The sequence below is a fragment of the Clostridium sp. genome, assembly GCF_036643715.1.
Classification (GTDB): Bacteria; Bacillota; Clostridia; order Clostridiales; family Clostridiaceae; genus Clostridium.
Genome location: NZ_JAVXRL010000014.1, coordinates 1 through 14,391, shown reverse-complemented (window position 1 = coordinate 14,391; position 14,391 = coordinate 1). Strand labels below are relative to the sequence as shown.

The window sequence follows — 14,391 nt, the reverse complement described above, 5'->3', positions numbered from 1 at the left end:
CTTTCTAATTTAAATTCTTTATTTTTTGGAATATAATAGTATTCCTAAAATGAGTTTACATTTATTTAAATTTGTTGTCAATATAACTTTATGTCCTTATAGTTAATTCATTTTAAACAAACTTAAATATTCCACTCTTTAAGCTTTTGTTCTTTAAATTCCTTGAAGTTACCTTCATCTATTGCATTTCTTATATCTTCCATAAGTTTATTATAGAAATAAAGGTTGTGTAGAACACAAAGTCTCATAGCTAACATCTCTTTTGCTTTAAATAAATGTCTTATATAAGCTCTAGTGTAATTCTTACATGTAGGGCATTGACATCCTTCATCAATTGGACTCTTATCTAATTCAAACTTTTTGTTCATTATATTTATTTTGCCATTTTTAGTGAATACATGCCCATGTCTTCCGTTTCTTGCAGGTAAGACGCAGTCAAAGAAGTCTACTCCTCTTTCCACAGCTTCTAAAATATTTGCAGGTGTTCCAACTCCCATTAAGTATATTGGCTTATCTTCTGGAAGGTAAGGCACTACAGCATCTATTGTTTCATACATTTCTTCATGAGTTTCTCCAACTGCTAAACCACCAATTGCATATCCATCAAGGTCCATCTTTGTTATAGTCTTTGCATGTTCTATTCTAATATCTTTAAATGTAGCTCCTTGATTTATACCAAATAGCATTTGCTCTTTATTTATTGTATCTGGAAGCGCATTTAATCTATCCATTTCAGCTTTACATCTCTCAAGCCATCTTGTTGTTCTTTCAACAGATCTTTCAACATATTCTCTTGGTGAAGGTATTTCGATACATTCATCAAATGCCATTGCAATTGTTGAAGCTAAGTTACTTTGAATTTGCATACTTTCTTCTGGTCCCATAAAGATTTTCTTTCCATCTATATGTGAGCTAAAGTATACTCCCTCTTCTTTTATCTTTCTCATTCCTGAAAGTGAGAATACTTGGAATCCGCCTGAATCTGTAAGTATTGGTCTATCCCAATTCATAAACTCATGTAATCCGCCAAGTTCACTAACAACTTTATCTGATGGTCTTAAATGTAAATGGTAAGTATTTGAAAGTTCAACTTGACATCCAATTTCTTTTAAATCCATACTTGAAACAGCTCCTTTAATTGCAGCTAATGTTCCAACATTCATGAAAACTGGAGTTTCTATCGTTCCATGAGGCGTTACGAATCTACCTCTTCTAGCTTTCCCGTCTTTTTTTAATAATGTATATCTTTTACTCAAAAATTTCACTCCTCTAAATTTATCATAAAGTTATTTTATAAACATAGCATCTCCAAATGAGAAGAATCTATATTTTTCTTTTACAGCTTCATTATAAGCATTAAGTACATGCTCTTTTCCAGCTAAAGTAGAAACTAACATAATCAATGTTGACTCTGGAAGATGGAAATTTGTAATTAAATTATCTACAATTTTAAACTTATATCCAGGATATATGAATATATTAGTCCATCCACTACATTCTTTAACTCTTCCATTTTCATCGCTGATAGTTTCAAGAGTTCTAGTTGATGTTGTTCCAACTGAAATTATCTTCCCACCATTTTCTTTAGTTTTATTAATGATATTTGCTGTTTCTTCTGAAACTTGATAGAACTCTGAATGCATAACATGTTCATCTATAGTTTCAGCTTTTACAGGTCTAAATGTTCCAAGACCAACGTGTAATGTTACATAAGCAATATTAACACCTTTAGCTTTTATATCATTTAATAATTCTTCTGTAAAGTGAAGTCCTGCAGTTGGTGCTGCAGCTGATCCTTTTTCTTTTGAATAAACTGTTTGATATCTTTCACTATCTTCTAGTCTTTCATGAATATATGGAGGAAGTGGCATTTCTCCAAGTGAGTCTAATACTTCTTCAAATATTCCGTCGTATTCAAACTCAATTACTCTATTACCAGTTTCTAATACTTCCTTAACTTCACACTTAAGTTTTCCTTCTCCAAATGAGAATCTTCTTCCTGGCTTAGCTGTCTTTCCAGGTTTAGCTAGACATTCCCATTTATCTCCTTCTAATCTTTTAAGAAGTAAAAATTCTATTTTACCACCAGTCTCTTCTTTTTCACCTATAAGTCTAGCTGGCATAACTCTCGTATTATTTAAAACTAAAGTATCTCCTTCATTTAAATAATTAATTATGTCTTTAAAAATTTTATGTTCTATTTCACCAGTCTTCTTATCAAGTACCATTAATCTTGAACTATCTCTCTTTTCTAATGGATGTTGTGCTATTAATTCCTCTGGTAGGTAAAAGTCAAAATCGCTTACTTTCATTATTTTCTCTCCTTACTCATTAAAAAAACTTTTTTGTGCTCCTAGTTTAGTATTTTCACCAAACTTTCGTCCTAAATGTTTATATGCAGCCTCAGTTGCAACTCTTCCTCTAGGAGTTCTTACAATAAACCCTCTTTGAAGTAAATACGGTTCATAAACATCTTCTAAAGTTCCAAGTTCCTCTCCTATAAAATAAGAAAGTGTTTCTATTCCAACTGGACCACCTTTAAAGTTATCAATTATTGCTTCTAAAATTTTATTATCAACTCTATCAAAACCTTGATTATCAACTTCTAAAAGTTCTAATGCTTCCCTTGCTTCTTTATAGCTTATAATATTATCAGCTCTAACTTCTGAATAATCTCTAACTCTTTTTAAAAGTCTATTTGCTATTCTTGGTGTTCCTCTAGACCTTCTTGCAATTTCACCTGCTCCTTCAACTGTTATTGATGAACCAAGCACCATTGAACTTCTAACTATTATATCTCTTAATTGGTCTTCGGTATAGTACTCCATAGAACAAAGAACTCCAAATCTATCTCTTAAAGGAGATGTTAGCATTCCTATTCTAGTTGTAGCTCCAATTAAAGTGAACTGTGGTAAGTCTAACCTTATAGACTTTGCAGCAGCACCTTTACCAATTACTATATCAAGTGCATAGTCTTCCATTGCTGGATATAAAATTTCTTCAACATTTCTATTTAGTCTATGAATTTCATCAATAAATAAAACATCATTATCTTGAAGTGTAGTAAGTATTGCAGCTAAGTCCCCAGCTCTTTCAATTGCTGGACCTGATGTTACTTTTAAGTTTCCACCCATCTCAATTGCTATTATGTTTGCAAGAGTTGTTTTACCAAGTCCTGGTGGTCCGTATAAAAGAACATGATCTAAAGCTTCTCCCCTATTTTGGGCTGCCTTTATAAATATATCAAGCCTTTCCTTAACTTTATCTTGACCTATATATTCACTAATTTTTTGAGGTCTTAAACTTAATTCACTTCCAAAGTCCTCATTAAGTTCATCTGGTGTAATAATTCTTTCCATATATATAAATCACCTACCCCATTAATACTCTTAAAGAATCTTTTATCATAATTTCAACACTATTGCTCTTATCTATATTCTTTATTGCCATATTAGCTTCTTTCTCACTGTATCCAAGTGCTAAAAGAGCACCTAATACTTCTGATACTTTTATAGCATAATCATCATCTACTGCATTTCCTAAACTATCTAACATTTCATTTCCATCTATAAGTTCATCTGGCTTTAATTTATCTTTAAGTTCTAAAATTATTCTTCCAGCTGTTTTCTTACCAATACCAGGTGCTCTACATATATGTTTCTCATCACCTGTCATTATTGCATACTTTAAATTGTTTATTCTACTTATTGATAATAATGAAAGTGCAGCCTTTGCACCAACACCATTTATACCAAGTAACATATTAAACATCTGAAGCTCTTCTCTTGAAATAAATCCATACAAGCCTATAAAGTCTTCTCTTACGATTTGAACTAAATAAAGCATAACTTCTTCACCAGTAGATGGCATACTTGACATTGTTATTCCTGAAGAAAATATTTTATATCCTATTCCATTGTTTTCAACAATTACATAGTCTTTTACTATTCCAATATATTTTCCTTTTATGTATTCGTACACTAATAAAATCCCCCTCTCTACTTTTCTGTAAGTGAAAGTATGTTCCCATACAAGTCTACTTATTACTTTATCATTTTAGAAGAAATCTTTCAAGAAATCCTGTTATTTTTCTAAGCACTTTAAGACCTAACAATATTTTGCTAGGTCTTAAAGCCTATAAACTAATTTTATAGGGTGTATATATTAAATTAAGAGGTTCTTAAGTGGTTAACTCAGTTATCATTTCTTCAACTTTACTTAAATCTGTACTATTAAAGTACTGATAATTTTTAATTTTATCAATATCATTTTCTCTAAGGTTATCAATTCCGTGATAGTCTGAATACACTTTATGCACATTCATATTACCTTTATCATCTGTTTTATAAATTGCTAAATATCCATCTTTTTCACCTATATAATAAGTATTTTTTTCTAATGAATCTTTAGCTTCTCTTTTAAAAATTATACCTTCGTCTGATTTACTTAGCATTTTATATCCCTTTGAAGCTACAGCACTACTTATTGTTGCTTCTGTTGCTTTCTTGTCTGCTATTTTATACTCATCTACTACACCTTTAATTGTTGTAACTTTATCTTTTGAATTATCTGTGTAAAAAGATACTTTAAGATCATCTTTTAATACTTCATTAGATTTATTTGCACTAGTTTCCTCTGCAACTGTATTTAAATACTCTAAATTTCTAGATTCAATTTTAGATGTTACTACATAATATGTTAAAAAAAACAAACCAACAATTCCGAATGCTGAAATAGCAATGTATTTTTTCTTATTATCTTTCATATTCATCACTCCTCATTGGTCATTATTGCCTTTTAACATATTTTTATACAATTATCTAAAATTTTTTAATATAAATATATGTCTCTAAGCTTATTTAATTTATCTTTATCTAAATCATATTCCTTTTTAAAATAATCTTCATATGATGAGTACTTTTCCTTTATAATTTTAAAACTTAATCCTATATATTTTTTATCTACACCTAAAATATGTTCAAGTAATCTTTCCATATTTTCATTAATTATTTTATTTGTTACTTCTTCAATTAGTTTATTATGTTTTTCCATATAATAATTACTTTTTAAATAATCTTTAATTACGGTCTTCTCATCTACTCCAAGTGCTAATAATATAAGTGCTGATCCAAATCCTGTTCTATCTTTACCTTCTGAACAATGCTGCAAAATTCCAGTATTATCTGGATTTTTAAATAGCTCCATTAGTTTTTTATAGGCAGAATTGTTTATTGGCATGCTCTCATATCCTTCAAGTAAAACTTCCTCTGGTGTTTTTACCATCGGTTTATTAAATATCATTTTTTTTGCATAATATTTTGTATTAAAATTATTATCATCTAATTCTCCCATTGCAGAAATTCTTATATTTTTTACATTTTTAATTTCAACATCTGGCTTCTTCTTAGCTTCAGCATTTGATCTATAATCTAAAACATTCTTAATATTCAAAGATTTGAAAATTTCTAAATCTCTCCCTTTTAGCTTTGAAAGATTTTCTGAACGATAAAAAAGACCCCATTTTACTTTTCTTCCATCCTTAGTTTCATATCCTCCTAAGTCTCTAAAATTACGATACTTATCTAAAGGCACTAACCTCTCCGCTAAAATAAGATTGTTATTTTCACTTTCTATTTCGTAAAATGTTCTATTATTTGGGTTTGGATCTTTAAATTTAATTTCATCTAACTTATGTATACTTAATAAAAAAATTTTTTCTCCATTTACTCTATTTCTGTAATATAATTTTCCTTCTTCACATAGCATATTTAATTTAATAACTATATTACCATCTTTGTCTCTAGTTAAATTTCCATTTAATTTCTTCATATGTTATCTTCCTTTTCCTATTATGTCTTATAAAAAAGGGACTAAATTATATTTTCATTTAGTCCCACAATGTTAAATCTAATATAAATATTCATCTCTTAACTTCTTAAGTTGTTCCTTATCTAATCCGTATTCACCTTTGAAGTACTCTTCATATGAACTATATTTTTCCTTTATTGTCTTAAAGCTTTCTAATATATATGATTTATCTACACCTAATACTTCTTGTATTAAACCTTTCATCTTATCATCTTTTATATACTGCTTATACATATTAAGCATTGCGTTATTATTCAAAGCTCTATAATCATTACTCTTTAAATAGTCTTTTATAATAATATCTTCATGAACTCCAAGCGCAAGTAAAATTAAAGCTGAACCAAGTCCGGTTCTATCTTTTCCTGCAGTGCAGTGCTGTAGTATAGCAGTATTACTTGGATCTTTAAAAAGATTCATTAAAGTTTTATAAGCTTCATTATTAATAGGCATATCTTTATATCCATTTATAAGAATTTGTTTAGGTGTAATTTCCATTTTATTTCCTGCAAGCATTTGTTTTACGTAGTCTTCCATATTTAAGTTACCATTATCTAAAGAACTCATAGCTGATATATGAATGTTATCTATACCTTTAACTTGCACATCTTTAGCATTTTCTTCTTCGCTCTCTGATCTATAATCAAGAACATATTTTATATTAAGAGACTTAAAATACTCTAAATCTTCTCCTTTTAAATTAGATAAGTCTTCAGAACGATAAAATAAGCCCCATTTAACTTTTCTTCCATCTTCAGTATCGTATCCGCCTAAATCTCTAAAATTGCAAAAATTTTTAAGGGGTACTAGTCTCTCTGCTAAAATTAGTTTTTCACCATCACAGTGAATTTCATAAAATGTTCTATTATTTGGCTCTGGATCTTTAAATGTTACTTCGTCAGTATTATTTATATCCATTAAAAATTTCTTTTCTCCTGAAATTGTATCCTTGTAATATACTTTTCCACTTTTGTATACATAATTAAGCTTAATTTTTATATTGCAATTATCTTCTCTAACTAAAGTACCGTTTAACTTTCTCATATTCACTCTCTCCTTCTAAACATTTAAAATATATACTATATTATACATCACTTAGTAAATTTTATTTTTTAATATTTGGAGTAAATTCTTTATATTTTCTACATAACTTACCTAGTTAATACTAATCATATTAATTGGAAGTATAATAGAAACTTTCATTGTTGACAATTCTGATGGGAATTGTATATAATGCTAATTACATAATAAATTAGGAGACGAATACGAATGAAAAAAAAGATTACACTACTTATCACGTCCTTAATGCTAATAGTCTTATCACTTGTTGGATGTTCAGCTAATGATTCAGAAAATTCAACAGCAAGTAATAATAGTAAGACTATAACAGTTGGGACTTCAGGGACTTATTATCCATTTACTTTTTTAAATAACGGAAAACTAGAAGGGTTCGAAATTGATACTTGGAATGAAATCGGAAAGCGTTTAGGATATAATATCGAATTCAAACCAGCCTCATTTAGTGGACTTTTTGGAATGCTTGAAAGTGGAAAAGTAGATACTATTGCGAACCAAATGTCTGTTTCAGATGAAAGAAAAGAAAAATACTATTTTACAACACCATCTGTATATAGTGGTGCTCAAATAGTTGTAAAAAAAGATAATGACTCAGTAAAATCTTTTAATGATTTAAAAAATAAAAAGGTTGGAGTTGACCTTGGAAGTAACTATGAAAAAATAGTTAAAGAAAAAGGTAAGGATTTAAATGTTAATGTAATTACATATCAAAATACAGATGCTGCATTTAATGAGCTTTTACTTGGAAGACTTGATGCAGTTGTTATAGATAGAGTTTCTGCTATAGCTACAATTAAGGAAAAAAACCTTAATTTAAAACTTGCTGGGGAACCTATAGATAAAATAGAAAATGCTTATCCTTTTGTAAAAGATAAAAAAGGTGAGGAACTTGTATCACAAGTTGATACAGCTTTAAGTGCAATGAGAACTGATGGTACTTTAAAGTCAATTTCAGAAAAATGGCTTGGAATGAATGTGACAAGTCCAAATAATACTGAAAATAATGATAATAATGTAGTGAATAACGGGACTTCTGTATCTTCATTTGACTTTATGTATTCATTAAAACTAATTCCAATGTTGCTTAAAGCAACAAAGGTAACTATTTCACTTTCAATATTCGGTATGCTACTTGGATTAGCAGTTGGAATTACACTTGCTATTATAAGAGTTTATAAACTTCCTGTTTTAAAACAAATTGCTGAAGTTTATATATCATTCTTTAGAGGAACACCTCTTTTAGTACAATTATTCTTACTATACTTTGGTATACCACAAGTAATACCTGCACTTCAAAATATGAGTGCTTATACTGCAGCTCTTGTAGGTCTTGGACTTAATGCTTCTGCTTACATCGCTGAAATATTGCGTTCTTCAATAGATGCAATAAATAAAGGACAAATGGAAGCTTGTCTTTCAGTTGGTATGACAAAAGGTGAAGGTCTTAGAAGAATAATACTTCCTCAAGCTTTCAGAATAGCTGTACCACCTCTTGGTAATATATTTGTTGACACAGTTAAAGGATCATCTCTTGCATTCACTTTAGGTGTTGTTGAACTGTTAGCTAAAGCTCAGATGGCAGCTTCTTCTAGTTATAAATTCTTTGAAAGTTATATAATTGTTGCTATTATGTATTGGGTCATCATTCAATTCTTTAGTTACCTTCAAAAGATTTTAGAACGTAAGCTTTCAGTGTATTAAGGGGTGTATAAAATGATTAAAGTAGATAACTTAAAAAAACAATTTAATAAAATAGATGTATTAAAAGATATTAGTATTAATGTTAAAGAAGGTGAAGTTGTTGTTATACTTGGCCCTTCTGGATCTGGTAAATCAACATTTTTAAGATGTTTAAACTACTTAGAAGAACCAGATGAAGGTTCTATAACAATTGGAGATGCTACAATAAATGCTCCTAAAGTTTCAAAGAAGGATATTCATAACTTAAGAAAACAATCTGCTATGGTATTTCAGCACTATAATCTTTTTAATAATAAAACTGTACTTCAAAACGTAACTGAAGCTCTTATCATAGTTAAAAAATTCAGTAAATCAGAAGCTACTAAAATTGCATTAGATGCCCTTAAAAAGGTAGGAATGATAGATAAAAAGGATGCTTACCCTAGTACTTTGTCAGGTGGACAGATGCAAAGAGTTAGTATAGCTCGTGCTATGGCGATAAATCCTAATGTTATTTTATTTGATGAACCAACTTCCGCCCTAGATCCAGAACTTGTAACTGAGGTTTTATCAGTAATAAAAAACTTAGCTAAAGAACGTAGAACTATGATAATAGTTACTCATGAAATGTCCTTTGCTAAAGATGTTGGAGATAGAATAATATTTATGGCTGATGGATTTATTGTTGAAGAAGGAACTCCTAATGAAATATTTAATTCACCAAAAAACGAAAGAACAAAACAATTTTTAAATAGATTTGTAAACTCATAATATACAATAAAAGCCTAAAGTATTTTTAGGCTTTTATTTATTATTTAATTACTTTTATAGCTATTTCAGTTATATAATCATCTGGTGTTATACTTGTTAAACTATCTAAAACGCAGTACTCATAAGAATGACCAATTGGTTCATACCCTCTTAATGATATTTCATCTAGTAAAGACTTATAAGTACGTCCAACATCCTCATATTTACCTTTATGATGTGCTATTGCATATATTCCTTTTGGCTTTAAAACAACATCCTTACTTTGAGATTTATTATTCAATGGTAAAAATGTATAATCTGCTAAAGTATAATTTCCACTTTGTAAACTTTCAACTGAAATCATAACTCCTATTTGATAATTATAGTTATATGAATTATTTGTAGCTTTATTTAATAAGTTTTTTATTGATATATTTGTTTCTAATAATTCACATGGCTTATCCACCGTCTCAATGGCTAAGTATTCCTCTTCTACTTCTTCAAAATAAACACTATTTTCAAGATCTCTTAAATGTTCTAAAGTTTCAATCTTTTTACCTAATCTCTTTATTATAAGTTTTAATTGTTCCTCTTGAATCTTTAATTCTTCCCTTTGCTTTTTCATTAAATCTAAAGTAGAATCAATATTTCTATCTTGAAGAAAGTCTTTTATATCTTTAAGTGGTATACCTATCTCTTTCAAAATTAATATACTATCTAAAATTTCTAATTGCTCTGAAGTATAGTATCTATACCTATTATAATCATTCACTATTTTAGGCTTAAACAAACCAATTTTATCATAAAAAATCAAAGTCTGTTTTGATAAATTATGCAATTTAGCAACCTCGCCTATTGTAAATTTTATATCCATTATACACCTCTAAAAATTTCTATATTGACTATATAGTTACTATATCCTTTACACTTATGTATGTCAAACACACATAAGGAGGATATTAATATGAATACAAGTTTTACAAATAAACAAACCTACTTACAATTTTTAAAATATGTTTTACCTTCTATTATTGCAATGATATTCTTATCATTCTATACAACGATAGATGGATTTTTCGTATCTATATTTGTAAATTCAAAAGCATTAGCTTCTATTAACATTGTTATCCCAATAACGTGTATAGTCTTTGGTATAGCAGTAATGCTAGCTACAGGTTCTGGAGCTTTAGTAAGTATTAAACTAGGAGAAAAAGATATTGATGGTGCAAATGAGCTATTCTCATTTATTACTATAGTTTTGCTTGTAATATCAATCTCTTTAACAATAATCGGAATTATTTTTTTAAAACCTATTTTAACATTTTTAGGTGCAACTGAATCTATAATGCCCTATGCACATACTTACGGTTTAGTTACAATACTTATGACTTTACCTATGATGTTTAAATTATATTTTGAATATTATGCTCGTGTAGATGGAAATCCTAAACTTTCATTACTTATGTCTGGTATTGGGTTAGTGCTAAACGTTATATTTGATTTTATTTTTATAGTAATATTAGATTTTGGAATTTTAGGGGCTGCCCTTGGAACATTTTTATCCATAAGCTTATCAACTATTATTGGATTAATATATTTTTTAAGCAGTAGATCTCATTTAAAATTCAAAAAAACTAAGTTCTATAGTAAAGACTTATGGATTTCTTGTTACAATGGTAGTTCAGAGATGTTTACTGAATTTTCAACTGGGATAACAACTTTTTTATTTAATATAGCGATACTTGCATATTACGGCGAAAATGGTGTCGCTGCAATGTCAATAATAACTTATATGTACTATTTCTTTATATCAATATACTTTGGTATAACAGTTGGTATATCCCCTGTAATAAGTTATAACTTTGGAGCTAAGAATAAAGAAAAGATAAAAGAAAGTTTAAAACATAGCTTTTTAACTATTATTATATTATCCATTGTTATATTTTTAATTTCTATATTATTTGGTAAGTATATAATAGGTATATTTACTAATGACTTAATTGTTTATGAAATTGCATTATCAGGTATCAAACTATTCTCATTTGGGTTTTTAATTATTGGTATTAATGTATTTATGTCTGGCTACTTTACTTCTATTGGTAGTGGTCACATATCAGCTATAATATCAATTAGTCGTTCTTTAGTATTTGTTACTTTAGCTATTATATTTTTACCTAGATTTATCGATGTTAATGGTATATGGCTAGCAATCCCTATTGCTGAATTGCTTACTATATTCTTATCAATAACTTATTATTTTAAATATGGAAGATCTGTTATATATGAATCTACTGAAGTATATAATACTCTTGATTTAGAATAAAATTTTAAAAGGCACTCCAATGACCAATTGGAATGCCTTTCATTATATTTACTCTTCTAATTTTCTAAGTTTTCTTACTATTTTTGCAACAAGTGCTGCATTATGACTTCCTCTGTTCATTAAGGAGTCTCTTCTAACCTCTAGTTCTAACTTATTCTTCATTTAAAAATCCCCTCTCACCCATAGTTTAAATGCAAATATATTCACATTTGATATAATTTTACCATATAATATATATTTTTCAATATACTTTTTAAGGGATTTATTAGATTTTTTTATTTTTATAAAGTTAGTTGATTTTTAAGCCAATCTTTAGTTTTATCATCGCAGAAAGCACCTTTTATACTATTTAAATATATTTTTTCCATATCACTTTCTGTTAATGTGTGCGCTTCATTAATATTATTGCATTCTTCTGTTAATGTAACGTTAGATACAGTTCTATTATCTGTACTTAAATTTACTAATAATCCTTTATCTAAGAATTTCTTTATTGGATGATTCAAGTAATCTTTAACTGCCTTTGTTTGTACATTACTCTTTGGACACATTTCCAAAGTTACATTTTTCTCTTTTACTAATTCATAAACTTTGTTATCTTTTAATATAGCTACTCCGTGCCCTATTCTTTCTGCCTTAAGAATATTAATTGCATCACTAACATTTTCAGAGAAGCCTGTCTCCCCAGCATGTATTGTAACTCTATATCCATAATCTCTAGCTAACTTAAATGCATCTTCATATCTATGGACAAAACCTTTTTCTTCTCCACCTGCAAGGTCTACAGCTACAACACCTTGTCCTACAAATTCTTTTGACTCTTTTATAACCTCAAAAGCAGATTCCACGCTCATATGTCTTAATAAACTTAATATAAGGTTGCTTTTAACGTTAAAGTCTTTTTCCCCTTCTTTTAAGCCTTCTAAAACGCTCTCTATCGTTTCTTTAATAGTAAGTCCACCATCCATATGTAAAAGTGGTGCGAATCTAACTTCGATATATTTAACATTTTCTCCACTTACATCTTCAATTAATTCATATGCAATTCTCTTTATGTTATCTTTCTTTTGCATAACCATATTTGGAATATCAAATCTTTTTAAATACTCATTTAACGATTCACAGTCATCTGGCACAATTAGCTCTGATTTTATTTTTTCATAACTTTTATCATCTAGCTTTATGTTTTCATCTTCAATTAACTCTAAAACTGTTCCTATTCTTAAAGAACCATCTAAATGACAGTGTAACTCTATTTTTGGTGCATTTTTAAACTTCATATTATATAATCGCTCCCCGTTTAACTCGTATTTTTCTATAAAAAAAATTCCTGACTGCGAAGAACATAATCAAAATACTATTTTGAACATATTCTTCGTAATCAAGAATTATTGGTTCTTGGTAGAAACTCCTTAACCGTATCTTAAGGATTATACGAATTTTATTTTTAAATTAAATCTATTTTATCACAAAGTTTAAATAAATCAATAGAAAATTTATTTTTTAAATGGAACTTTTCTTTCTTTATCTTTACCAAGCTTCCTAGATTCTTTTGAATAACCAATTTCATTTGCTGTTTCTACTTTCATTTTTTCCACTTCTTTTTTTGTCTTCTGACTTACTTTTTTATTATCTTTACTATTTTTATTATTTTTGTGTGACATAATAATCTCTCCTTTTATTATTAATTAAATAAGCTATCTTTTATATTATTTAATTTTAAGAGATTATATATGCTGTTAATTTATTGCAATTCTTTTATATTTCCTAAGATGAAGCATTTCATATCAAATTCTTCATCTTCACTTGGCTCTCTATTAAACTCTTTTTTAAATTCTTCTTTAGCACCTTCTAAAGTTATTCTATCTGAAACTATTTCACTTAACTTTTTCATGTAATCTACAAAGTCATAAAAACTTTCCTTTGTATAAACTCCATGATGAGATGGTACATAATAATCGGCCTCATAGCATTTTAATTCTATTAGTAATGGGATAAACTTGTCCTTTAAATAACTCCACTCACCATTGTACATATCTAAATAAAGTGAATCTCCTACAAAAGCAACATTTTTATCTTCTTCCTGAACTAAAATTATTGAATTGTCTTTTGAATGGTCACTTGGAATGTGTTCTATCTCAACTTTAACTCCACCTAAATCAATTTTTAAAAATTCATCATAAATTATATCAATAACAGGAACAGTGACTTTTCTATCATCACTTGGATGTTCTATCTTTATATGTTCTAAACAAAATTCTATCTCTTCACCAGTTTTCACTCTTTCTTCTATAGCACTGTTTGTCCATTCTAAGCCTCTAAGCCATTCTAGCTTTTCATTTGTGACACCATTTGCTATATTTATTAATCCCATATGAGACGCTCCAAATATATGATCCCAGTGCCAATGTGTTATTGCTAAATATTTTAAAGGTGTTGGATTTAATTTTTCTATTTCTTTTAGAAATTCTTCTGCATGAGCTTTTGAATTTCCTCCATCAATAACTAAGCTATATCTATCTCCAATTACAACACCAAGTGCTGGTCTGTCTCCTTCTTCTCTATTTTCCATATAATATACTCTATTTGTAAGTTTCTTAAGCATATGTCCTCAATCCCTTCTCTTATTCTCTTTTGTACATCTTGATTATATCATTTTTTTAAATAAAATTTTACTAAAAACAAATAAAAAAAAC

General features: G+C 28.5%; 14 protein-coding genes and 1 riboswitch. Of the genes, 3 read left to right on the top strand and 11 right to left on the bottom strand.

Annotated elements, in window-relative coordinates; genetic code table 11:
- Window positions 1-122 precede the first annotated feature (122 nt).
- The 7 genes from tgt to RSF37_RS05875 all read right to left on the bottom strand — a co-directional run bounded on the left by tgt (window position 123) and on the right by RSF37_RS05875 (window position 6,909).
- Window positions 123-1,256 carry a tRNA guanosine(34) transglycosylase Tgt gene (tgt, locus tag RSF37_RS05905; RefSeq protein ID WP_332563477.1) on the bottom strand — a complete coding sequence of 378 codons (1,134 nt, stop codon included), beginning with the start codon at window positions 1,254-1,256 and terminating at the stop codon, window positions 123-125.
- Window positions 1,257-1,286: 30 nt separating this feature from the next.
- Window positions 1,287-2,312, bottom strand: a complete 1,026-nt coding sequence (gene queA, locus RSF37_RS05900; protein WP_332563476.1) for a tRNA preQ1(34) S-adenosylmethionine ribosyltransferase-isomerase QueA — start codon at window positions 2,310-2,312, stop codon at window positions 1,287-1,289.
- 12 nt (window positions 2,313-2,324) lie between these two features.
- Window positions 2,325-3,359: a Holliday junction branch migration DNA helicase RuvB gene (gene ruvB / locus RSF37_RS05895; RefSeq protein WP_332563475.1), complete on the bottom strand. Its 1,035-nt coding sequence runs from the start codon at window positions 3,357-3,359 to the stop codon at window positions 2,325-2,327.
- Window positions 3,360-3,372: 13 nt separating this feature from the next.
- A complete protein-coding gene (gene ruvA / locus RSF37_RS05890) occupies window positions 3,373-3,981 on the bottom strand; it encodes a Holliday junction branch migration protein RuvA (protein WP_332563474.1) in 609 nt (202 codons plus the stop codon).
- Window positions 3,982-4,180: 199 nt separating this feature from the next.
- Window positions 4,181-4,765 carry a hypothetical protein gene (locus RSF37_RS05885; RefSeq protein WP_332563473.1) on the bottom strand — a complete coding sequence of 195 codons (585 nt, stop codon included), beginning with the start codon at window positions 4,763-4,765 and terminating at the stop codon, window positions 4,181-4,183.
- A 65-nt stretch (window positions 4,766-4,830) separates the two neighbouring features.
- Window positions 4,831-5,829, bottom strand: coding sequence for a tyrosine-protein phosphatase (locus tag RSF37_RS05880; RefSeq protein ID WP_332563472.1), 999 nt, complete (start codon window positions 5,827-5,829; stop codon window positions 4,831-4,833).
- Window positions 5,830-5,907: 78 nt separating this feature from the next.
- Window positions 5,908-6,909 carry a tyrosine-protein phosphatase gene (locus RSF37_RS05875; protein ID WP_332563471.1) on the bottom strand — a complete coding sequence of 334 codons (1,002 nt, stop codon included), beginning with the start codon at window positions 6,907-6,909 and terminating at the stop codon, window positions 5,908-5,910.
- A 225-nt stretch (window positions 6,910-7,134) separates the two neighbouring features.
- On the opposite strand from RSF37_RS05875, the gene RSF37_RS05870 reads away from it, so the two are divergent.
- Both RSF37_RS05870 and RSF37_RS05865 read left to right on the top strand, forming a co-directional pair.
- Window positions 7,135-8,643: an ABC transporter permease subunit gene (locus RSF37_RS05870; protein WP_332563470.1), complete on the top strand. Its 1,509-nt coding sequence runs from the start codon at window positions 7,135-7,137 to the stop codon at window positions 8,641-8,643.
- A gap of 12 nt (window positions 8,644-8,655) precedes the next feature.
- A complete protein-coding gene (locus RSF37_RS05865) occupies window positions 8,656-9,393 on the top strand; it encodes an amino acid ABC transporter ATP-binding protein (RefSeq protein WP_332563469.1) in 738 nt (245 codons plus the stop codon).
- Between the two features lie 40 nt (window positions 9,394-9,433).
- On the opposite strand, the gene RSF37_RS05860 is transcribed toward RSF37_RS05865, so the two are convergent.
- Window positions 9,434-10,246: a MerR family transcriptional regulator gene (locus RSF37_RS05860; protein WP_332563468.1), complete on the bottom strand. Its 813-nt coding sequence runs from the start codon at window positions 10,244-10,246 to the stop codon at window positions 9,434-9,436.
- Window positions 10,247-10,336: 90 nt separating this feature from the next.
- On the opposite strand from RSF37_RS05860, the gene RSF37_RS05855 reads away from it, so the two are divergent.
- The gene (locus tag RSF37_RS05855) at window positions 10,337-11,695 is read left to right on the top strand and encodes an MATE family efflux transporter (protein WP_332563467.1); all 1,359 of its coding nucleotides are present in this window, start codon (window positions 10,337-10,339) and stop codon (window positions 11,693-11,695) included.
- 281 nt (window positions 11,696-11,976) lie between these two features.
- Here RSF37_RS05855 and add read toward each other — a convergent pair whose 3' ends face one another.
- The 3 genes from add to RSF37_RS05840 all read right to left on the bottom strand — a co-directional run bounded on the left by add (window position 11,977) and on the right by RSF37_RS05840 (window position 14,300).
- Window positions 11,977-12,975, bottom strand: coding sequence for an adenosine deaminase (gene add / locus RSF37_RS05850; RefSeq protein WP_332563466.1), 999 nt, complete (start codon window positions 12,973-12,975; stop codon window positions 11,977-11,979).
- Window positions 12,976-13,053: 78 nt separating this feature from the next.
- Window positions 13,054-13,153: riboswitch (purine riboswitch) on the bottom strand.
- A gap of 38 nt (window positions 13,154-13,191) precedes the next feature.
- Entirely contained in the window at window positions 13,192-13,359 is a 168-nt protein-coding gene (locus RSF37_RS05845; protein ID WP_332563465.1) for a small, acid-soluble spore protein, alpha/beta type, read from the bottom strand.
- 80 nt (window positions 13,360-13,439) lie between these two features.
- Window positions 13,440-14,300: an MBL fold metallo-hydrolase gene (locus tag RSF37_RS05840; RefSeq protein ID WP_332563464.1), complete on the bottom strand. Its 861-nt coding sequence runs from the start codon at window positions 14,298-14,300 to the stop codon at window positions 13,440-13,442.
- Window positions 14,301-14,391 lie beyond the last annotated feature (91 nt).